The organism is Roseovarius sp. MBR-51, assembly GCF_053628575.1.
In genome coordinates, this window is sequence record NZ_JBRJGQ010000001.1 from 176,363 (window position 1) to 194,525 (window position 18,163).

21 protein-coding genes are annotated in these 18,163 nt (G+C 60.5%); 12 read left to right on the forward strand and 9 right to left on the reverse strand.

All coding sequences use genetic code 11. The annotated features are described in order from the left end of the window. The first annotated feature begins 141 nt into the window (after positions 1-141). Entirely contained in the window at positions 142-951 is an 810-nt protein-coding gene (locus ACSSVY_RS00865; protein ID WP_454267479.1) for a division plane positioning ATPase MipZ, read from the forward strand. Between the two features lie 15 nt (positions 952-966). Here ACSSVY_RS00865 and ACSSVY_RS00870 read toward each other — a convergent pair whose 3' ends face one another. Continuing rightward, on the reverse strand, positions 967-1,866 hold the full coding sequence (locus ACSSVY_RS00870; RefSeq protein ID WP_454267480.1) for a DMT family transporter: 900 nt from the start codon (positions 1,864-1,866) through the stop codon (positions 967-969). A 109-nt stretch (positions 1,867-1,975) separates the two neighbouring features. On the opposite strand from ACSSVY_RS00870, the gene ACSSVY_RS00875 reads away from it, so the two are divergent. The 5 genes from ACSSVY_RS00875 to parE all read left to right on the forward strand — a co-directional run bounded on the left by ACSSVY_RS00875 (position 1,976) and on the right by parE (position 6,375). Further along, positions 1,976-2,746, forward strand: a complete 771-nt coding sequence (locus ACSSVY_RS00875) for an aldolase/citrate lyase family protein (protein WP_454267481.1) — start codon at positions 1,976-1,978, stop codon at positions 2,744-2,746. Beyond that, positions 2,739-3,671, forward strand: a complete 933-nt coding sequence (locus tag ACSSVY_RS00880) for a glucokinase (protein ID WP_454267482.1) — start codon at positions 2,739-2,741, stop codon at positions 3,669-3,671. The genes ACSSVY_RS00875 and ACSSVY_RS00880 overlap by 8 nt, the downstream gene beginning before the upstream one ends. A 46-nt stretch (positions 3,672-3,717) precedes the next feature. After that, positions 3,718-3,966 carry a hypothetical protein gene (locus ACSSVY_RS00885; RefSeq protein ID WP_454267483.1) on the forward strand — a complete coding sequence of 83 codons (249 nt, stop codon included), beginning with the start codon at positions 3,718-3,720 and terminating at the stop codon, positions 3,964-3,966. Then, positions 3,963-4,343, forward strand: a complete 381-nt coding sequence (locus tag ACSSVY_RS00890) for a type II toxin-antitoxin system death-on-curing family toxin (RefSeq protein ID WP_454267484.1) — start codon at positions 3,963-3,965, stop codon at positions 4,341-4,343. Before ACSSVY_RS00885 ends, ACSSVY_RS00890 begins: the two co-directional genes overlap by 4 nt. Positions 4,344-4,419: 76 nt before the next feature. Further along, complete coding sequence (parE, locus tag ACSSVY_RS00895) at positions 4,420-6,375, forward strand: DNA topoisomerase IV subunit B (RefSeq protein WP_454267485.1); 1,956 nt, start codon at positions 4,420-4,422, stop codon at positions 6,373-6,375. A gap of 102 nt (positions 6,376-6,477) precedes the next feature. Here parE and ACSSVY_RS00900 read toward each other — a convergent pair whose 3' ends face one another. The 3 genes from ACSSVY_RS00900 to ACSSVY_RS00910 all read right to left on the reverse strand — a co-directional run bounded on the left by ACSSVY_RS00900 (position 6,478) and on the right by ACSSVY_RS00910 (position 8,123). Next, complete coding sequence (locus tag ACSSVY_RS00900) at positions 6,478-6,855, reverse strand: hypothetical protein (RefSeq protein WP_454267486.1); 378 nt, start codon at positions 6,853-6,855, stop codon at positions 6,478-6,480. Positions 6,856-7,188: 333 nt separating this feature from the next. Beyond that, on the reverse strand, positions 7,189-7,428 hold the full coding sequence (locus ACSSVY_RS00905; RefSeq protein ID WP_454267487.1) for a hypothetical protein: 240 nt from the start codon (positions 7,426-7,428) through the stop codon (positions 7,189-7,191). Positions 7,429-7,658: 230 nt separating this feature from the next. Continuing rightward, the gene (locus ACSSVY_RS00910) at positions 7,659-8,123 is read right to left on the reverse strand and encodes an FxsA family protein (protein ID WP_454267488.1); all 465 of its coding nucleotides are present in this window, start codon (positions 8,121-8,123) and stop codon (positions 7,659-7,661) included. A gap of 109 nt (positions 8,124-8,232) precedes the next feature. Here ACSSVY_RS00910 and ACSSVY_RS00915 point away from each other — a divergent pair, with 109 nt between their 5' ends. From ACSSVY_RS00915 to ACSSVY_RS00925, 3 genes are read left to right on the forward strand one after another with little or no spacing between them, the layout of a single operon-like run. Further along, a complete protein-coding gene (locus ACSSVY_RS00915; RefSeq protein WP_454267489.1) occupies positions 8,233-8,892 on the forward strand; it encodes a Tim44/TimA family putative adaptor protein in 660 nt (219 codons plus the stop codon). After that, positions 8,889-9,929 carry a murein transglycosylase A gene (gene mltA / locus ACSSVY_RS00920; protein ID WP_454267490.1) on the forward strand — a complete coding sequence of 347 codons (1,041 nt, stop codon included), beginning with the start codon at positions 8,889-8,891 and terminating at the stop codon, positions 9,927-9,929. Before ACSSVY_RS00915 ends, mltA begins: the two co-directional genes overlap by 4 nt. Continuing rightward, complete coding sequence (locus ACSSVY_RS00925; protein ID WP_454267491.1) at positions 9,926-10,519, forward strand: Smr/MutS family protein; 594 nt, start codon at positions 9,926-9,928, stop codon at positions 10,517-10,519. The genes mltA and ACSSVY_RS00925 overlap by 4 nt, the downstream gene beginning before the upstream one ends. On the opposite strand, the gene ACSSVY_RS00930 is transcribed toward ACSSVY_RS00925, so the two are convergent. After that, entirely contained in the window at positions 10,502-11,725 is a 1,224-nt protein-coding gene (locus tag ACSSVY_RS00930) for an MFS transporter (protein ID WP_454267492.1), read from the reverse strand. The two genes, ACSSVY_RS00925 and ACSSVY_RS00930, sit on opposite strands and share 18 nt — an antisense overlap. A gap of 161 nt (positions 11,726-11,886) precedes the next feature. Further along, the gene (locus ACSSVY_RS00935; RefSeq protein ID WP_454267493.1) at positions 11,887-12,480 is read right to left on the reverse strand and encodes an NYN domain-containing protein; all 594 of its coding nucleotides are present in this window, start codon (positions 12,478-12,480) and stop codon (positions 11,887-11,889) included. Positions 12,481-12,796: 316 nt separating this feature from the next. On the opposite strand from ACSSVY_RS00935, the gene ACSSVY_RS00940 reads away from it, so the two are divergent. Continuing rightward, positions 12,797-13,213, forward strand: coding sequence for a hypothetical protein (locus ACSSVY_RS00940; RefSeq protein WP_454267494.1), 417 nt, complete (start codon positions 12,797-12,799; stop codon positions 13,211-13,213). Positions 13,214-13,320: 107 nt separating this feature from the next. Beyond that, the gene (locus ACSSVY_RS00945; protein WP_454267495.1) at positions 13,321-14,040 is read left to right on the forward strand and encodes a hypothetical protein; all 720 of its coding nucleotides are present in this window, start codon (positions 13,321-13,323) and stop codon (positions 14,038-14,040) included. A 19-nt stretch (positions 14,041-14,059) separates the two neighbouring features. Here the strand turns inward: ACSSVY_RS00945 and hslU are convergent, their stop codons facing one another. Next, positions 14,060-15,367 (reverse strand): ATP-dependent protease ATPase subunit HslU, encoded by a 1,308-nt coding sequence (gene hslU / locus ACSSVY_RS00950; protein WP_454267496.1) that lies wholly within the window; start codon positions 15,365-15,367, stop codon positions 14,060-14,062. After that, a complete protein-coding gene (gene hslV / locus ACSSVY_RS00955) occupies positions 15,364-15,924 on the reverse strand; it encodes an ATP-dependent protease subunit HslV (RefSeq protein ID WP_454267497.1) in 561 nt (186 codons plus the stop codon). The genes hslU and hslV overlap by 4 nt, the downstream gene beginning before the upstream one ends. 114 nt (positions 15,925-16,038) lie before the next feature. On the opposite strand from hslV, the gene ACSSVY_RS00960 reads away from it, so the two are divergent. Continuing rightward, positions 16,039-16,959: a hypothetical protein gene (locus tag ACSSVY_RS00960; protein WP_454267498.1), complete on the forward strand. Its 921-nt coding sequence runs from the start codon at positions 16,039-16,041 to the stop codon at positions 16,957-16,959. A 9-nt stretch (positions 16,960-16,968) separates the two neighbouring features. Here ACSSVY_RS00960 and ACSSVY_RS00965 read toward each other — a convergent pair whose 3' ends face one another. Then, positions 16,969-18,117, reverse strand: coding sequence for an amidohydrolase (locus tag ACSSVY_RS00965; protein WP_454267499.1), 1,149 nt, complete (start codon positions 18,115-18,117; stop codon positions 16,969-16,971). Between the last annotated feature and the right edge of the window lie 46 nt (positions 18,118-18,163).

Consider the following 18,163-nt stretch of genomic DNA (forward strand, 5'->3'; position numbering starts at 1 on the left):
GTTCCCTCAGGGCAGGTGCCAGAGCCAAAGGCGCTTGACCAGTCGGGGCGCACTTCCCTATTGCAGCGCAGGCGGTTACTGTCAGGCAAAAAGACCGGGGGCGTCGGAGACGCGCATCTCGCGACCAAGGGGAAATAGACAATGGCGCATATCATCGTCGTCGGCAACGAAAAGGGCGGCGCGGGCAAATCTACCGTGTCGATGCATGTGGCAACCGCTCTGGCCCGCATGGGCCATAAAACCAGCGCGCTGGATCTCGATCTGCGGCAAAAAACCTTTGGCCGCTACGCCGAGAACCGTGCGAAATTCATGGAGAAATCCGGGCTCGACCTGCCCAGCCCGCGCTATCATGAGCTGCCGGAGGTGGCGGCGGATCAGCTCAAACCGGGCGAGAATGTCTATGACCGACGGCTTTCGGCTGCGGTCGCTGAGCTGGAGGCAGATAGCGATTTCATCGTGATCGACTGCCCCGGATCGCACACCCGTCTCAGTCAGGTGGCGCATAGTCTTGCCGATACGCTGATCACCCCCCTCAACGACAGTTTCATCGACTTCGACTTGCTGGCGCATATCGACAGCGACGGCAAGAAAATCCTTGGCCCCTCGGTCTATTCCGAAATGGTCTGGAGCGCCCGACAGTTGCGGGCGCAGGCCGGTCTGCGCGCAATTGACTGGGTCGTGGTCCGCAACCGTCTGGGCGCACAGCAGATGGTTAACAAGAAGAAGATGGGCGATGCTGTCGACAACCTCGCCAAGCGGATCGGTTTTCGTGTGGCGCCGGGGTTCAACGAGCGGGTGATCTTTCGGGAATTGTTCCCGCGCGGTCTGACTCTGCTTGACCTCAAGGATATCGGGGTCAAGGGGCTCAATATCTCGAATATCGCCGCGCGTCAGGAGCTGCGCGATCTGATCAAGGCGCTCAAGCTGCCGGGGGTTACGGCAAACTTCTGAACCGCCGCAGACCAGTCAGACTGGTGGTCCCGTGCGCGGTTGCGGGCGGTTGCGCAACCGCTTGTTGCGCGACAACGCCCAGAGGTTTGAGGCAAACAACGCCCCGATCACAACCGCTCCACCGATGATCGCCCAAACTCCGGGATCCTCGCCCACCACGGTCCAAACGAGCAGCGGGGCCAATACGGATTCGAGCAGGATCAAAAGTGCCACTTCAGCCGAGGCGATGTAGCGCGGTCCAAGCGTCAACAGACAGGTCGAGACGCTGATGAACGCCCCATGCGCAAGAATGAGAGGCCAGTTGCCCTGCCAGACTGCCATGGGCTGAGCAAATGGAGCAATCGCCAGCGACGCCCCCAGAAAGGCCAGCGGAATCGACGGGATCATCGACACAGCGCGCAATTGCCGTGCCGTGGTCATCGCGCCCGCAAAGCTGGCCGAGACCCCAAGCGCAATCAGATCGCCATGCCAATGCGCGCCATGTGTCTCGCCTGATCCCCAGGCAATCACGCCCAGCCCTGCGAACACGCCCAGCATGGTCAGGATCATGCGTTGGCTGATCGCCTCGCCCAGAAAAATGCGGCTGAAAATCGCGGCAAAGACCGGCATGGACGCAAGGATGAAGACCACATTCGCCACACTGGTGAGGCTGACGGCAAAGACGAAACCCGGTGCTGTGATGGCAATCAGGAAGGTATAGAGCAGACCCGGCTTGCCGGTTTGCACCACCTGCCTGATGCCGCGCAGCCCTTGGGTGGTCAGCACACCCGTCAGGATCACAGACCCCGCCGTGATGCCGCGCCAAAAGGCGATGCTCGCCGCGTCCCCGTCAATCAGCCGCACGAAAAGCGAGTCCGGCACGACGAAAAGCACGCCGAGCGCGGTGATGATCAATCCTTTGAGATGCGTATTCATCGGGCAATCTCTGGGGGGATTGCGGGGCAAAGTAAACCCCGTCTTGGCTCTCGCCAAAGCGCGCGGGCGCGGTCTATGCTGCGCCGGTCTGTCAAAGGAGTGCCGCCCCATGCCCGCCCCAGAAAACCGTTTCAAATCCGCGCTGATGCGTGGCGAGCGCCTGATTGGATGCTGGGCCGGGTTTGCCGATCCTTACGCGACCGAGGTTCTGGCCAGCGCCGGGTTTGACTGGTTGGTGATCGACGGAGAGCATGCGCCCAACGATCTGCGCTCGATCTCGGCGCAATTGGCGATGCTGGCGGGGCGGCAGAGCCGGCCGGTGGTGCGCCTGCCGATGGGCGAGGCTTGGGCGATCAAGCAGGTGCTGGACGCGGGCGCGCAGAGCCTGATTATCCCGATGGTCGAGAGCGCGGAACAGGCCCGCGCCCTCGTGCGCGCCACACGCTATCCGCCCGAGGGTATTCGCGGATCGGGCGCTGCTCTGGCGCGCGCGTCCGATTTCTCTCGGATCAAGGACTACATCCCTACCGCCAATGCGCAAATCTGCCTGATCGTACAGGTCGAGAGCATGGCGGGGATTGAGGCGCTCGAGGATATTCTCGCGGTCGAAGGCGTGGACGGTGTCTTTATCGGCCCCTCGGATCTGGCGGTTGATATGGGCTTTGTCGGCGATAGCCACGCGGCAGAGGTGCAAGAGGTCATTCGCGGTGCCTTGGCCCTGATCGCCGCCTCGCCCAAGGCGGCGGGCATTCTCGCGCTCGATCACGCCACTGCGCAGCGCTATGCCGATTGGGGCGCGCAGTTTCTGGCGGTGGGCATCGACGTGGTGATGCTGGCACAGGCAGCGCGGGCGACGGTGGCGCGTTGGCGCGATGGCTGAGGGGCTCGTCGCCGATGTAGGCGCGAGCCATACACGGCTGGCGCTGACTTTGGACGGGCGGCTGATGCCGGGCAGCGTGCAGCGCTTTGTAAACGCGGAGTTTGCCGGTTTGCTGCCGATGCTGGTGGGGTATCTCGCGGACCGGGGCGCGCGGCCCGATGCGATCTGCGCCGGGGTGGCGGGGCCGGTACGGGCGGGCACGGCGCAATTGACCAATCTCGACTGGTTCATCGACGGGGCCGAGATTTCCCGCGCCACGGGCGCAGCCGAGGTGCATCTGATCAATGACCTTCAGGCGCAGGGCTATGCGCTGGATGATCTCGATCCGCAGAACATCACGCCCATTTTTGCAGGGCATCCCGACCCGGACGGCCCGCGCATGGTGCTGGGGCTGGGCACAGGCAGCAATATTGCGGTGGTGCATCGGGTTGGCGCTGACCTCTTGGTGCCCCCCGCGGAGGCCGGTCATTCCGGCCTGCCGTATCTGGGCGATGCGGCCAACGCGGTGATTTCGGCCTTGGGCACAGAGGTGCCGCATCGGCCTTATGAGGCGCTCCTGTCCGGCTCAGGTCTCATGCGTCTGCATCGCTTGCGCACTGGCGTGACGCCCACCGCTCCGGAAATCCTTGCGCAGGCGGCACAGGGGGAGGGGGATTGCGCCGAGACTCTCACCCTCTTTCTTGAAATTCTGGGTAATGTCATGGGCAATCTGGCGCTCTCCCATATGGCAACCGGGGGCGTATTCCTGATTGGCGGGCTGGCGCGTGCCTTGGCCCCGATGCTGGGCACGCCGGAGTTTCGCGCGAAATTCAGTGCCAGAGGCCCCTATCGGCCGATCATGGAGGATATGCCGATCCATCTGATCACCGATGATGCCGCCGCCCTCGTCGGCTGCGCGCGCTATCTGCAGCAGAGGTTGAAGTAATGTGTATTCGAGTGTATATTAAAACATGCACCCAAAGGATCATCCCATGAAACGCCTCTTGACCAATCAGATCTGCACCATGACCGAATTGCGCGAACCGCAAAAGGTTTTCGACGCGGCAGGCGGCAAGCCGGTGGCGATCATGAAGAACTCCAAATGCATCGGCTATCTCGTGCCCGAAGAAGCCACGATGCAACAAGAGCCGCGCTATGCGACGATGGACGAGGTGATGGCCTCCATACGCAAGCGGAGAGCCGAGAACCAGCCAGTGCTTGAGTATCTCAAGGACAAATGAGCTTTCTGCTTCTCTCGGTCGAGCTTGTCGAGGCGATTCACGATGCGGTTCTCAACCCCGGTGAACTGCCGGGGCGTGCGCGCGACAAATCGCTCGAAGGGGCCTTGGCGCGCGTCGACAATCGTATTCTTTACGGGATGATCGAAGACGTCTTTGATCTTGCGGCCAGCTATGCCGAGGCGATCTCGCAGGGGCACTGCTTCAACGATGGCAACAAGCGCACGGCGCATCAGGCGATGGACGTCTGCCTTGACCTGAATGGCATCGAGATTGTGTGGCAGCCCGAAGACGTCGGGCAACGGATCATCCGATTGGCCCAACGCCTGAGCGATGCCGGGGAAATGGCCGATTGGTTACGGGCGCAGGCAGGCGTGTAGGCCGCAGCCACTTCCCCCGCCCAGCCCGCTCTGTCATACTGTCGCCCAACCCAAAAAAACATAAAAGAGCAGTGGCATGAACGATCTTCTCTCGCCCACCCCGAAATCCGACTATGACGCCTCTTCCATTCAGGTGCTCGAGGATATGGAGCATGTCCGCCTGCGCCCCGGCATGTATATCGGCGGCAAGGATGATCGCGCCCTGCATCACATGGTGGCCGAGATCATCGACAACTCGATGGATGAGGCGGTCGCGGGCCATGCGACATGGATCGAGGTGGAATTGCACGCCAATGGCCATGTCAGCGTGCGCGACAACGGGCGCGGCATTCCGGTCGATCCACACCCCAAGGACCCCAAGAAATCCGCGTTGGAGATCATCTTTTGCACGCTGAACGCAGGCGGCAAATTCTCGGGTGACAGCTATCAGACCTCGGGCGGCCTGCACGGCGTCGGCTCGTCGGTTGTCAACGCGCTCTCGGATCATCTGCGAGTCGAGGTGGCGCGCAACCGCGAGCTTTACATGATGGAGTTCTCGCGCGGCATGCCGCAGGCACCCTTGGCGAGGATCGGTGCTGCCCCAAACCGACGCGGCACCTCGGTGACGTTCCATCCCGACCCCGAGATCTTTGGCTCTCTCACGCTGAAACCGGCGCGGCTCTTCAAAATGTCGCGCTCCAAGGCCTATCTCTTTTCCGGCGTCGAGATCCGTTGGAAGACCGAGATTGCCGATGGCGAGACACCGCAGGAGGCCACGTTCAAATTTCCAGGTGGTCTTGCGGATTACCTTGGTGAGGCGCTGGGCGGTGCCACCACCTATGCCGAGCGCCCCTTTGCCGGGACCGTGGATTTCCGCGATAAATACAACGTGCCGGGCAAGGTGGAATGGGCAATCAACTGGACGCCCGCGCGCGACGGGTTCATCCAATCCTATTGCAACACCGTGCCCACCCCCGAGGGTGGCACGCATGAGGCCGGGTTCTGGGCCGCGATCCTCAAGGGAATCAAGGCTTACGGCGAGCTCTCCAACAACCGCAAGGCGGCGCAGATCACCCGCGAGGACCTGCTTGCGGGCGGCTGCGCGCTGGTGTCCTGCTTTATTCGAGAGCCGGAATTCGTCGGCCAGACCAAGGACCGCCTTGCCACCACCGACGCCGCGCGCATGGTCGAAGGCGCTGTGCGCGACCATTTCGACAACTGGCTGGCGGCGGATACCAAATCCGCAGGCGCAATCCTTGATTTCCTCGTCCTGCGGGCCGAGGAACGGCTGCGGCGTCGCCAAGAGAAAGAGACGCAGCGCAAGACCGCGACCAAGAAACTGCGCCTGCCCGGCAAGCTGGTGGATTGCTCCTCCAGCACCCGAGAGGGCACGGAATTGTTTATTGTCGAAGGCGATTCTGCGGGGGGCTCAGCCAAAATGGGCCGCGACCGCAAGATTCAGGCGCTCTTGCCCCTGCGTGGCAAGATTCTCAACGTGCTGGGCGCCGCCTCGTCCAAGCTGGGCAGCAATCAGGAGATCAACGATCTGACACAGGCGCTGGGCGTCGGGCTGGGGACGAAATTCAATCTCGATGACCTGCGTTATGACAAGATCATCATCATGACCGACGCCGATGTCGATGGGGCGCATATCGCGGCGCTTTTGATGACGTTCTTCTTTACGCAAATGCGGCCGATGATTGACGCGGGCCATCTTTATCTCGCCTGCCCGCCGCTTTATCGCCTGACGCAAGGGTCAAAGCGCGTCTACTGTCTGGATGAGGCCGAGCGTGATGTCTGGCTGGCCAAGGGTCTGGGCGGCAAAGGCAAGATCGACGTCTCCCGCTTCAAGGGTCTGGGTGAAATGGACGCCAAGGATCTCAAAGAGACCACGATGGACCCGAAATCCCGCAAACTCATCCGCGTCACCATTGACGAGGACGAACCGGGCCAGACCAGCGATCTGGTCGAGCGGTTGATGGGGAAGAAGCCGGAACTACGGTTCCAGTATATCTCCGAGAACGCGCGGTTCGTGGAGGAGTTGGATGTTTGAGGGGTAAGAGAGGTGGTGGGATATCGCCCACTCTGATCGCACCACCTCAGACCTGCCCATATCCAATCATGCCGATCTGAAGAGATGCATATGCCGATGGGTTCAGTTGGTGAACTTCACCGCTTCCCCGGTTCCTTTACGAGTTCCCCAGCTGAGCGCCGATACAGTTACGTCAGTGACCTTTGCATTGACCACAGCGTCAGCCCCAATCGAGGCGGCATCGGCCTTGAGCTTTTCGATCACCATTTCACTCGTCGGACTTGGGTGAAAGGCTGTGGTCTTGTTCACCGCAACCTTGAGATCTGCTATTTTCTGGTACGGACGATTTGTAATGTCCCCTGATGTGACCACAATAGTGTCAGGCGCTACGGGGGCGCCCGCCGCAGCCGGGCGATTCTGCTCGACATTCGACGTATCCCATGTGGCACAACCGGCAAGACTCAAAGCCACGCTACCAATTAAAAGCAAATTCCTGATCATTGAATAGAAATCCTATATTAGTTTATTGGGTCACTCAGGGACACACACCATCATCCACCTTGTCAATAAAAGGTTGCGTGAGTGCGTCGTGGCGACCCTAGGGCAGGTACTCACCAACCATTTGAAACCACAATTTGATCCGGCCTTGGCGGGTTTCATCTACCCTTCCCAAAGACCAGAGACTTTGGCCCCATCCCCCCTTGTCGCCACCACCGCGCACGCATATCTTGCGTCTTGTAGCACGGGCCATGCGCCGTGCCTGCTGCGCCCAAGGCTATCGCCTCCACGGCAACCGTAGGGTGGGTCAAAACCCACCCCAAAGCCGCCGCACGCTCAGGCGTAGAACAGATCACAGTGGACATGCCGTGCAATCTGGTTGCGGCTGATCCCCAGAGCGGCGAGGTCCGCGTCGCTTTTAGCCTCAAGCTCGGCAATCAAATTGCGGCGCGAGACGGCGCTGGTCAGCACGTCGAGCCCCTTCGCGATGGCCCGGACGACCCGCGCGGGCAACCCGCCACGCTCTGTTGTCGGCTGATATCCTGCGGTGATCGGGTGAAAGAGAGTTGATGACATTGTTTTGTCTCCTGTTTTGTCTACGAACAGAAAACACATTTCTTGATCAGCTATCAATATTGATATTCCGTTGTTTGATTGGATTTACCTATCAAGAACTATGCGATGAGCCGCTGAAATTGATGTGAGTAACTCTGCGCTGCGTTAAATGTGCTGCCCTAAAGCTCACCCCATCGGCAATCCTGAGACCGTCCACCAACAGCACCGAGTAGCGATTGGGGCGGATGACCTTAATTCAATCTGCGGTCGGGGGATTTGCGCGGGTGGTCGGGGGTCACGTCCTGATACTCGGTCTCGACCACGTCTTCTCTGGCGGGAGGTGGGCGATTGCCCATCTCAAACCGTTGCACATGCACGCGTTGGCGAACCTGCGCAAAGACCGCTCGTCGGACCGACGGTATCAGAAGGGCAAACCCCACCGCGTCGGTGAAAAACCCCGGTGTGAGCAAAAGCGCCCCCGCAAAGAGGATCATCGCCCCATGGGCCAACGGCTCTGAGGGGTCATCCAGTTCAGAGAAGGAGCGGCGCAGGTTTGACAAGGCCACCGCCCCCTGCATCCGCAGGAGCCATGTGCCGATCACGGCGGTCAACACGACAATCGCCAGCGTCGGCCAGAGCCCGATCAGCCCGCCCACCTGAATGAACAATGCGATCTCGATAATCGGAACGGCAAGAAATGCCAAAAAAAGCCACATGCGCGGCCCTCCTTTGTTTTATGACCCTTACGGTGGACTTGGCCCTGTCCAACCCCTACATAAGAACGAGCGTTGACGCTTACCATGCCCCGCACAACAAGAGGTGCCCATGAATTCGCCGATTTTGCAGTTACTGGTGCTTGCCGGTATCGCCATCTTTTTGATTTTGCGGCTGAAGAGTGTTCTGGGCACGCGAGACGGATTTGAAGGTCCGGCCCGCAGCACGCCCACACCCGATACCAGCCGCCGCCGTGAGTTCGAGGTGATCGAGGGCGGACCGGATCACGACATCGTTGATCATGTGCCCGAGGATTCTGAGGCAGCCGGCGCCTTGGCCGATATGAAGCGGATCGAGCCGGATTTCAGTGTCACGACCTTCTTGCAAGGGGCGCGCGGCGCCTATGAGATGATTCTGATGGCCTTTGAGCGTGGCAAGCTGGATGAGATCACGCCGTTTCTCGATCGGGAGGTCTATGAGACCTTTGCGCAGGTGGTCGATTCCCGCGAGCAGCAGGGGCTGAGCATCGAGGCGGAATTCATCGGAGTACGGGAATTGTCGCTGTTCGATTCAAAATTCGATGCAGCGACGCGACGTGCGGAAATAACGGTGCGCTATGTGGGCGAACTGGTGTCCGTCGTGCGAGATAGCAACGGCGAAATCGTCGAGGGAGCACCTGGCCAGTCAAAACGTCAGAAGGATATCTGGACCTATGAGCGTATCATGGGGTCGGATGATCCCAACTGGCGGCTTGTCGCAACGGGCGAATGACCAAAGGGCTGTGGCGGATCGTTCTGGGGCTGTGGCTCTGGTGCGGAGCACCGGCCACAGCGCAGGACGTGTCGCACGAAATCCTGGGCTTTGATGATCTGAACGGCTGGTCCGAGGATGATCACGCGGCGGCACTCTCGGTGTTTTTGAACACCTGCCCCGATATGAAGGACCCTGATTGGCGCGCGCTCTGTGCGCTGGCGCAGCAGAGACCAGACGCGCGGGGTTTCTTTGAACTGTTTTTCCGGCCAGTGATCGTTTCCGAAGGCAAGCCTGCGCTTTTTACCGGCTATTTTGAACCTGAGTTGAATGGCGCGACGCGCCCCGATGGGCGCTATCGCTACCCGGTTTACCGAGAACCACCGGAAGCGCGGCTGTCGAACCCGTGGATCACACGCCGCGAGATCGAAACGACGGATGTGATGCGCGGTCGCGGGTTGGAGATTGCCTGGGTCGATGATCCGGTGGAATTGTTTTTTCTACAGATCCAAGGGTCAGGGCGGATCAGGCTCGAGAATGGACAGGTGATCCGGGTGGGTTATGCCGGAGCCAATGGTCACCCCTATCGGTCGATCGGCGTCGAACTGGTGCAGCGTGGCATTTATTCGGTGCATCAGGTGTCGGCTGAGGTGATCAAGAACTGGGTGCGGCGCAATCCGGAAGAGGGGCGTGAGTTGCTCTACCACAATCCGTCCTATGTATTTTTTCGCAGGCTGGATAATGTGCCCGCAGAACGTGGACCACTCGGGGCGATGAACCGTTCTGTGACGACGGGGCGCACAGTGGCGGTCGATCCGGCCTTTGTGCCGCTTGGTGCGCCGGTCTGGATCGAGAAAGAGGGCGATGGTCCGATCCGCCGCCTGATGGTGGCGCAGGATACCGGATCTGCGATCAAGGGTGCACAACGGGCTGATATCTTCTTTGGTACTGGAGATGCGGCAGGGCAGGCGGCGGGACGGCTGCGAGATCCGGGGCGGATGGTGGTGCTGATGCCGATTCAGCGCGCCTATGCGATGCTACCGGAGCAGGCGCCGTGAGCCGCAGGCGCGTCCGGCCTGACGAGTTGGAACTGTGGCATCAGGTGGCGCGCACGGCGCAGCGCATGCGACCCGAAGAGCCACGATCCGACGACAGAACGCCCGAACCCATGATCCGCAATCCGCGGAACGCCCCGGTCCTGCCCCGGCTGGAGGATTTTCAGATCGGCACCACGTCTGGGCGCGCGAGTCCTGCTCATGATGTGCTACCTGCGATCTCAGAGCGGCTGGCCGCCGCGCCGGTCAGCATGGACAAGAAGGCGTTTCAGCGGATGAAACGCGGAAAACTGGTTCCTGAAGGCAAAATCGACCTGCATGGCATGACCATGGACCGAGCGCATCCTGCGTTGACGGGGTTCATTCTGCGTTCGCATGCGGCGGGGTTGCGGCTGGTTCTGGTGGTCACGGGCAAAGGCAAGGATCGTGATACCGGTGGCCCGATCCCGGTGCGGCACGGCGTTCTGCGTCATAATGTGCCGCAATGGTTGCGAATGCCGCCGCTCGCGCCTTTGGTGTTGCAGATCACCGAGGCGCATCTGAAACACGGCGGTGGCGGGGCCTATTATGTCTATCTAAGGCGTCAGAGATAGAGACGGGCGCGCCCGCGACACCCCGATGGCCATCATGACGCTGGTAAAGATGAAATAGCCAGCAATGATCAAGAATTGCGTTTCGATTCCAAGACCCAGATCTATCCCCAGCCCAGTCAGACCCGGCCCGATGGCAGAGCCAAATACCATGAGTGCGGCGGCCATGGCCTTGATGCTGCCAAGGTGGGCGGTGCCATAGAACTCGGCCCAAAAGGCATTTGGCAGGGTGCTGTTCGCCCCTGTGGTCATTGCGAGAAACACAAACCCCGCGAGCAACAGGCCCGGACCATCCGCCATGGCGAAGCAGAGAAAGGCCACGACCATCGGCAATTGCATGAAGGGCAGGAGCCGCGCCGTGCCGATGCGGTCAAGCGCCCAACCCGAGAGGATCATCGCGCCGATGCCCACGGCCGTATAGATCGGAAACATTGCCACCAAAGCCACGTGGCTGACCGCCTTGACCTCTGCAATATGCACTTGATGAAAGAAGAACGCAGTGTTGAAGGCCGAGGGACCAAGAAGGGCTGGCACCATGAACCAGAACAGGTAGTGCCTGAGCGACTGGTTGCGGGTCCAATGACGCGCGTCCATGCCGAGCGATTGGCTAGTCTGCGCCCAGCTCTGCGGTGTGCGTTCACGTCGCAAGAGAAGGAGCAGGAGGGGAATGCCGATGGCTGCAACGATGCCGGCGGCAACCCAGAGGAGCCGCCAGTCGTGCACCTGCAGGAGCGAGACGAAAATCAGAGGCAAGAAGGCCTCGCCAAGGGCAAAACCCAAGGTGGCGATGGAGAGGGCTTTGCCGCGTGCGGCCACGAACCAGCGGGCCATCGCGACCACGGCGAGGTGGCTCATCATGCCCTGGCCGGTGAGGCGGAGGGCGAAGATCACCAGGGGCAAGAGCCACCAGACCGGGTTGCTGGCCATGAAAAGACAGGCTCCGACCATCATCACCAGCACGATGGGCGCAAGCCGTCGCACCCGAAAGTGGTCCGTCAGGCCCCCGGCCCAGACCATCACCAGCGCCGAGGCGGTGGTGCCCAGCATGTAAATTCCGCCCCATTCCCCGTGGCTTAGCGCAAAAGTCTCACGGATCTCGCCCGCGAAGATCGAGATGAAATAGGTCTGCCCGAAACTGCTGAGAAAGGTCAGCACAACCCCGGCGCTAAGCCAGGGTGCGTTGTCACGGAGAAAGGCGAGAATCGGCATGCCCCTTGTTCGCGTGAAACGGGGGGAGAGAAAAGCGCTTTCCGCCCGAGGGGGCGAATCAGGGGGTCAGGCCCTTGTTAACACGGGAAAACCCTTTGCGGCATCGCTTCGGTATCGGGGCCCGAAAGCGCAGGGTTAACGGGACGGTCGCGCCGCGCGCCTCACGCCGGGGGCGGCGTGCCCATACCATCGAGCCAGAGCGCCCCGTCGCGATACCCGCCCCGGATGAGCCGCCCCGGTTCGGTGACTTCGGGAAAGGCAGCGGCCCAATCGCGGTAGCGGTCATTGGTGACAATGGGCGCGCCCACATCCCGCGCGACGGTCAAGAGATAGGTATCCGCAACGGTGCCCTTGGGCACGACCATCACCCAATCCTCGGCCAGTCCCAGATACCTGCCCATGGCGTCATCGTGTTTGTAGCGGCCCTTGAGCAGATAGCCCGCATTGGCATCAAAGACGACGCCCGGTGCAAAACCCATCCGGCGCAGAGTGGCGATGACCTCGCGCAGCGTCTCGATCTGCGGGGTGTTGTCGCGCCAATACATGACATTGGAGCCGTCGATCAGGATACGGTTCGGCTCTGGTCCGGGGTCGGGCGGGGCCGTGATCCGCTTGGCAAGGGCGCGCAAGAGCAGGATCAGAGCGGCGACGGCACAAGGCCCCGCCAGCAGGATCAGATCGCCATAGCCGGGCAGCATCAGCGCCACGGCAACGCCGATCAGGGAGAGGGCAAGGATCAGAACCGGAACAACCATGAGAGATGTTTAGCGCGGGGGATGGGGAGGGGGAAGTGGGGGAGTTGGTCAAGTGGAGGGCATTGCGCCCGCCGGGTCTCTAACACGTCATCCCCGCGCAGGTGGGGATTGCGAGGGGTGGCGGCGACATTGAAGGAAGAGATTCCCGCCTCCGCGGGAATGGCCGGGGATGGTGGTAGGTTTGCTTATCCTACGCTTACCAATAGCGCCCACTTTACCACATTTATCTAGCGCACTCTGAGCTTTGAGCACAATATATTGATACGATCAACTATAGAGGGTAGGCTAAGCAATTGTTGGTTCAATGGAGGTTCTGATGACTGATTCGAAGTCACAGGTTGCCAAGATCAAATTAAAAGTTGGCTCAATGGAGCTTGAGTATGAGGGCGACCCCGAGTTCCTAACAGGTGGCATCGAGGCGCTGTTGGAAACTATGGGCGGGTTGGCTTCCAAAGTTCCCGATGAAACTCCGCCGCCTGCACTTGCAACCGTTACCCTACCAACTGGCACAAACGGCAACGCTGTCCCGACACGTGCGCAGGGAGGGTTGTATGACTTCTCGACAAATACTATTGCAGCCCATCTAAATTCCAACTCCGGTGCAGATCTAGTGATTTGCGCAATTTCAAATCTTGAATTTGTGCAAGGAAAAGCATCGTCTACTCGCTCCGAAATCTTGACTGAAATGAAAACAGCTACGACCTACTACAAGACCAAATACTTACAGCAATAACTTGAGTAAGAGCATTGAAACGCTCCTAAAGAACAAGCGTATTAACCAGATTTCCAAGGACACCTACGCTCTAAGCGCGAGCGAGAGAAAGCAACTTGAGGTTAAAGTTGCTAACATCGGTTGAATTAAAAGAGTGGCTACACAAAGACCTTGGTAAGCTCGACAAGATTTTGCTTGTTTTAGCAACTCAGGACGAGCCTATCTCGGTGTCGAAGATTAACGAGCTTGCCGATACTGCAGGCTTTAGAGCAATGCGGAAATGGAACGTCTCTTCGACACTAAGCGCGTCTAAGGGCAAAGCAATCCGCACGGCTGGATGGGAGTTGACCGAAGCCGGAAAGATGCACTTACGGGACTTGGGGGTTGCTACTATAAGTCCCGCTGCAATGCAGGTCGCTGTCGACCTCCGCAATCACCTAGCCAAAATCACTGACCCGCAAACACGAGACTTTGTGGAAGAGGCCATTAAGTGCCACGAAGCCGAGTTGTATCGCTCTGCTATCGTCATGTCTTGGTTGGGTGCGGTTGACGTGCTACAGAAGCACATCCACCGGAACCACCTCGCCAAGTTCAACACCGAAGCAATGCGCGTCAACAATAAATGGAGGCCTGCCAAGTCTCAGGATGACATTGGCAAGATGACTGAGCGTGACTTTCTGGACCGGATTGAGATGCTTTCGATCATTGGCAAGAACGTCAAAGCTCAGCTCCAAAGCTGTCTTGATCTACGAAACGGTTGTGGTCATCCAAACAGCTTAAGGGTCTCAGTAAACAAGTCTGCAGCTCACATCGAAACCTTGTTGCAAAACGTGTTTGAGAAATTCTGACCTAGAGCCATTCCCCCCTCTACAAAACATACCTGCTCAAATCCGCAGACCGCATCAGCTCCCCCAAATTCGCCTCAACGAACGCGGCATTGACCACCACGGTCTCGCCGGCGCGGTCGGGGGCGGTGAAGGAGAGTTCTTCGAACACCCGTTCCATGACGGTGTAGAGGCGGCGGGCGCCGATGTTTTCGACCGACTGATTGACCTCGGCGGCGATATGGGCGAGGGCGGCGATGCCGTCTTCGGTAAAGCTGACCGTCACCTCTTCGGTGCCCATGAGGGCGGTGTATTGAAGGGTGAGGGCATTGTCGGTCTCGGTCAGGATGCGGACGAAATCGGCCTCTGTCAGCGCGCGCAACTCGACCCGGATGGGCAGGCGACCTTGCAATTCGGGCAAGAGGTCGGACGGCTTGGCGATGTGAAAGGCCCCCGAGGCGATGAAGAGGATATGGTCGGTCTTGACCGGGCCATATTTGGTGCTGACGGTCGTGCCCTCGATCAGCGGCAGCAGGTCACGCTGCACACCTTCGCGGCTGACATCGGCGCCGCGCGCATCGGAGCGGGCGCAGACCTTGTCGATCTCATCGAGAAAGACAATGCCGTTCTGTTCGACCGCCTCGAGGGCTGTGCGATGGACAGCCTCATCATCCAGGAGTTTGTCGGCCTCTTCGCCGATGAGCAGCGCGTAGCTGTCGGCGACGGTGACGCGCTTGGTGGTGGTGCGCTGGCCGAACGCCTTGCCGAAGATGTCGCCAAGGTTCATCATCCCCATCTGGCCGCTGGGCTGGCCGGGGATATCCATCATGCCCAATGGGTTGGAGGTATCGGCCACCTCGATATCGATCATCGTGTCATCGAGCAGGCCATCGCGCAGCTTCTTGCGGAACATGTCGCGGGTGCCGGGGCGGGCATCCTCACCGGCGATGGCGGTGATCACGCGTTCCTCGGCGGCCTGTTCGGCGCGGGTCTTGACGTCGTCGCGCATCCAGTCGCGGGTCTGGGCGATGGCGCTGTCCAGCAGATCGCGGATGATCTGCTCGACATCGCGCCCGACATAGCCGACTTCGGTGAACTTGGTCGCCTCGACCTTGATGAAGGGGGCGCGGGCGAGTTTGGCGAGGCGTCTGCTGATCTCGGTCTTGCCGACGCCCGTGGGGCCGATCATGAGGATGTTCTTGGGATAGACCTCATCGCGCAGGTCGTCGGCCAGTTGCTTGCGCCGCCAACGGTTGCGCAGGGCCACGGCGACGGCGCGCTTGGCGTCGCGTTGGCCGATGATGTAGCGGTCAAGCTCCGAGACAATCTCTCGCGGGGTCAGGTCGGTCATTTGGAAATCCTTTCCACCGTCAGGTTGCCATTGGTGTAGACGCAGATATCGGCGGCGATGGCCATGGCGCGGCGGGCTATGTCTTCGGCACTCAGGTCGGGGTTTTCGGCTAGGCCGCGCGCGGCGGCGAGGGCGTAGTTGCCACCAGAGCCGATGGCAGCCACGTCATGCTCTGGCTCGAGCACATCGCCCGCGCCTGTGATGACATAGAGCTGATCGCCATCGGTGACGATCAGCATCGCCTCGAGCTTTTGCAGGTATTTGTCGGTGCGCCAGTCCTTGGCGAGTTCCACGCAGGCGCGTTGCAACTGGCCCGGTGTCGCCTCGAGCTTGGTTTCCAGACGTTCGAGCAGGGCAAAGGCATCTGCGGTCGATCCCGCGAACCCGGCCACCACCGGATGACCACCGGGCGAGAGGCGGCGCACCTTGCGGGCGGTGCCCTTGATCACGGTCTGGCCAAGGCTGACCTGACCGTCACCAGCCACGACAACCTCGCCGCCGCGCCGCACACCGATGATGGTGGTGCCGTGCCAACCGGGAAATCTGGTCTCGGACATATGATATTCCTTCCGTTTCGCGGCCCTATATGACTGTCGCACTCAATGTTTACAACCTTTGCCCGGCTTTCAAGCGGCTTGAGCAAAGGAGTGGTGTGGATTAGGTTTTGCGCCATGATGCAAGGTCACCGCGCGCGGCTGTATTTCCCAAATCCGATGGACGCGCGCGCCCGGGCGGGCGACCATAATTTCGTGAACAAACTGCAACAGGCATTGGCGCTGTCCGGCTGGGCGCTGGATATTTGCACGGCAGGCCCGGTGGATACATGGACCGCTGCGGACGCGGACGAATACGCCCTCTTTCTGATGCAGGAACCGGCCCATGCCAAGGGGCTCAGCCTGCGGGTTGCCTATCTCATGCCATTCTGGCGGATCGAGCGGACAGCGGAGCGGTGGAATTTCGATGTCGCCCGCGCGGAAATTGACCCCAGCCAGATTGACCCGGCAGAGGCCACGCGTTTTGCCAAATACTGGGCCAAGCGGAAGTTTGACTTGGACCCCGACGACACCCGCCGCGACGGGACAATCTATGTGGCTCTGCAAGGGCATATCGGCGAGCGGCGCTCGTTTCAGGTGGCGTCGCCGCTCGAGATGCTGCGCGACACGCTGCACCGGGCGGACGGCAGGCGGGTGATCGCGGGGCTGCATCCCAAAGAGCAATATTCGGGCTCTGACATGCAGAAGCTGGAGGAGTTGCGCCGCGCCCATCCTCTGTTGGACGTGACCACAGGCGGGATGGAGACGCATCTGCGCGACTGTGATTTTGTGGTGACGGAGAATTCATCGGTCGCGTTGATGGCGATGTTTTTCCGCAAGCCCGCAATCGTTTTTGCCAAGATAGATTTTCATCACGCGATGCTGAACGTGGCAGATATTGGGGTGGAAAAGGCCTTTGATCTGGTAGAGCGGCACGCCCCGGAGTGGGACAAATACCTGCTCTGGTTTCTCAAGCTGACGTCCATAAATGCCGGTGCGCCAGAGGCATCGGACCAGATCGCCGCGCGGCTCAGAGTGCTTGGCTGGCCGTTGGAGTAAAGGTCGGTTTCACCCAAGCATGTCGCGGGCGACCTGATGAAAGATCCGCGCGCCGATGGGGATGAGGTCATCAGGGAAATCGTAATCTGGATTGTGCAGGGCGGCGTGATTTGTGCCCGCGCCAAGAAAGAGCATCGCCGCCTTGGCGCTATGACCGAAGCGGCCAAAGTCCTCGGAGGCGCGCATCGGCAGGCCGCGTGCGTCATGGGGCATGTGCAGCGTATCGAGCGCGCGGCGCAAGATCAGGGTAGCCTCAGGGTGATTTTCGCAATGGGCGAAAATGTCATGGTAGGTGATCTCGGGGATGAGACCTTGTGACATGGCTGCGTCCGTCACCAGTGTTTCGGCCGCATCGCAAAGCGCCTGCATACCGCCATCGGTCAGCGTGCGAAGGGTAACGTAGAGTGTCGCCTCGCCCGGCGCGATGCCAAAGGCGGGGGCGCCCATCAGGGCATGCGTGACCGTGGCCAGCGTGAAATCGCTGTCTTGGGGCGTGCCGTGGCTGAGGGTCGTCAGCGCGGGCATGAGATGCGCCAATGTGTGCATCGGTGAGCGGCCATTTTCCGGCTCTGACGCATGGGCGGATTTACCGATGAGAGTGACAGCCATGCCGCGCGAGGCGCAATTGACCGGGCCGGGGATCAGGCCCACATGGCCAAGCCGTAGGCCGGGCATATTGTGCAAGGCAAAGGCATATTCGGGTGAAATAGTCTCGAATTCTGGGTCACTCAGCACGGCCCCAGCGCCTGCGCCGGTTTCCTCGGCGGGTTGAAAGAGCAGGACAACACGACCCCGGGCAGGGCGCTGACGAGACAAGAGGCGCGCGAGCGCCAGAAGCACCGTCATATGCCCGTCATGGCCACAGAGATGGCCCGTGCCTGGCACGGTCGAACGGTGGGGCAGGTCGCCCTGCTCGGTGATCGGCAGCGCGTCGAGTTCGCAGCGAAAGAGGATCGTCGGGCCATGGTCTCGGCCCTGATAGACCGCCGCCACGCCATGCCCGCCAAGCCCGGTCAGGAGCCGGTCGGGTGTGTGAGCGCCAAGCGCCTCGGTGATGCGCTGTGCGGTTCCCTGCTCGTCCCCCGACACCTCAGGGTGTTGGTGCAACACGCGGCGCAGGGCGGTCAGCTCTGTGATGTCGGCATTGGTCAGGGTCATGGGGCGATCATGCAGGTTTTCTGGACAAAGAAAAAGGGCCACGACA

What these genes read in the sequence shown, in the direction of transcription:
- ACSSVY_RS00865 (WP_454267479.1), top strand. Translation starts at nt 142, where the DNA reads ATGGCGCATATCATCGTCGTCGGCAACGAAAAGGGCGGCGCGGGCAAA.
- ACSSVY_RS00870 (WP_454267480.1), bottom strand. Translation starts at nt 1,866, where the DNA reads ATGAATACGCATCTCAAAGGATTGATCATCACCGCGCTCGGCGTGCTT.
- ACSSVY_RS00875 (WP_454267481.1), top strand. Translation starts at nt 1,976, where the DNA reads ATGCCCGCCCCAGAAAACCGTTTCAAATCCGCGCTGATGCGTGGCGAG.
- ACSSVY_RS00880 (WP_454267482.1), top strand. Translation starts at nt 2,739, where the DNA reads ATGGCTGAGGGGCTCGTCGCCGATGTAGGCGCGAGCCATACACGGCTG.
- ACSSVY_RS00885 (WP_454267483.1), top strand. Translation starts at nt 3,718, where the DNA reads ATGAAACGCCTCTTGACCAATCAGATCTGCACCATGACCGAATTGCGC.
- ACSSVY_RS00890 (WP_454267484.1), top strand. Translation starts at nt 3,963, where the DNA reads ATGAGCTTTCTGCTTCTCTCGGTCGAGCTTGTCGAGGCGATTCACGAT.
- parE (WP_454267485.1), top strand. Translation starts at nt 4,420, where the DNA reads ATGAACGATCTTCTCTCGCCCACCCCGAAATCCGACTATGACGCCTCT.
- ACSSVY_RS00900 (WP_454267486.1), bottom strand. Translation starts at nt 6,855, where the DNA reads ATGATCAGGAATTTGCTTTTAATTGGTAGCGTGGCTTTGAGTCTTGCC.
- ACSSVY_RS00905 (WP_454267487.1), bottom strand. Translation starts at nt 7,428, where the DNA reads ATGTCATCAACTCTCTTTCACCCGATCACCGCAGGATATCAGCCGACA.
- ACSSVY_RS00910 (WP_454267488.1), bottom strand. Translation starts at nt 8,123, where the DNA reads ATGTGGCTTTTTTTGGCATTTCTTGCCGTTCCGATTATCGAGATCGCA.
- ACSSVY_RS00915 (WP_454267489.1), top strand. Translation starts at nt 8,233, where the DNA reads ATGAATTCGCCGATTTTGCAGTTACTGGTGCTTGCCGGTATCGCCATC.
- mltA (WP_454267490.1), top strand. Translation starts at nt 8,889, where the DNA reads ATGACCAAAGGGCTGTGGCGGATCGTTCTGGGGCTGTGGCTCTGGTGC.
- ACSSVY_RS00930 (WP_454267492.1), bottom strand. Translation starts at nt 11,725, where the DNA reads ATGCCGATTCTCGCCTTTCTCCGTGACAACGCACCCTGGCTTAGCGCC.
- ACSSVY_RS00935 (WP_454267493.1), bottom strand. Translation starts at nt 12,480, where the DNA reads ATGGTTGTTCCGGTTCTGATCCTTGCCCTCTCCCTGATCGGCGTTGCC.
- ACSSVY_RS00940 (WP_454267494.1), top strand. Translation starts at nt 12,797, where the DNA reads ATGACTGATTCGAAGTCACAGGTTGCCAAGATCAAATTAAAAGTTGGC.
- hslU (WP_454267496.1), bottom strand. Translation starts at nt 15,367, where the DNA reads ATGACCGACCTGACCCCGCGAGAGATTGTCTCGGAGCTTGACCGCTAC.
- hslV (WP_454267497.1), bottom strand. Translation starts at nt 15,924, where the DNA reads ATGTCCGAGACCAGATTTCCCGGTTGGCACGGCACCACCATCATCGGT.
- ACSSVY_RS00960 (WP_454267498.1), top strand. Translation starts at nt 16,039, where the DNA reads ATGATGCAAGGTCACCGCGCGCGGCTGTATTTCCCAAATCCGATGGAC.
- ACSSVY_RS00965 (WP_454267499.1), bottom strand. Translation starts at nt 18,117, where the DNA reads ATGACCCTGACCAATGCCGACATCACAGAGCTGACCGCCCTGCGCCGC.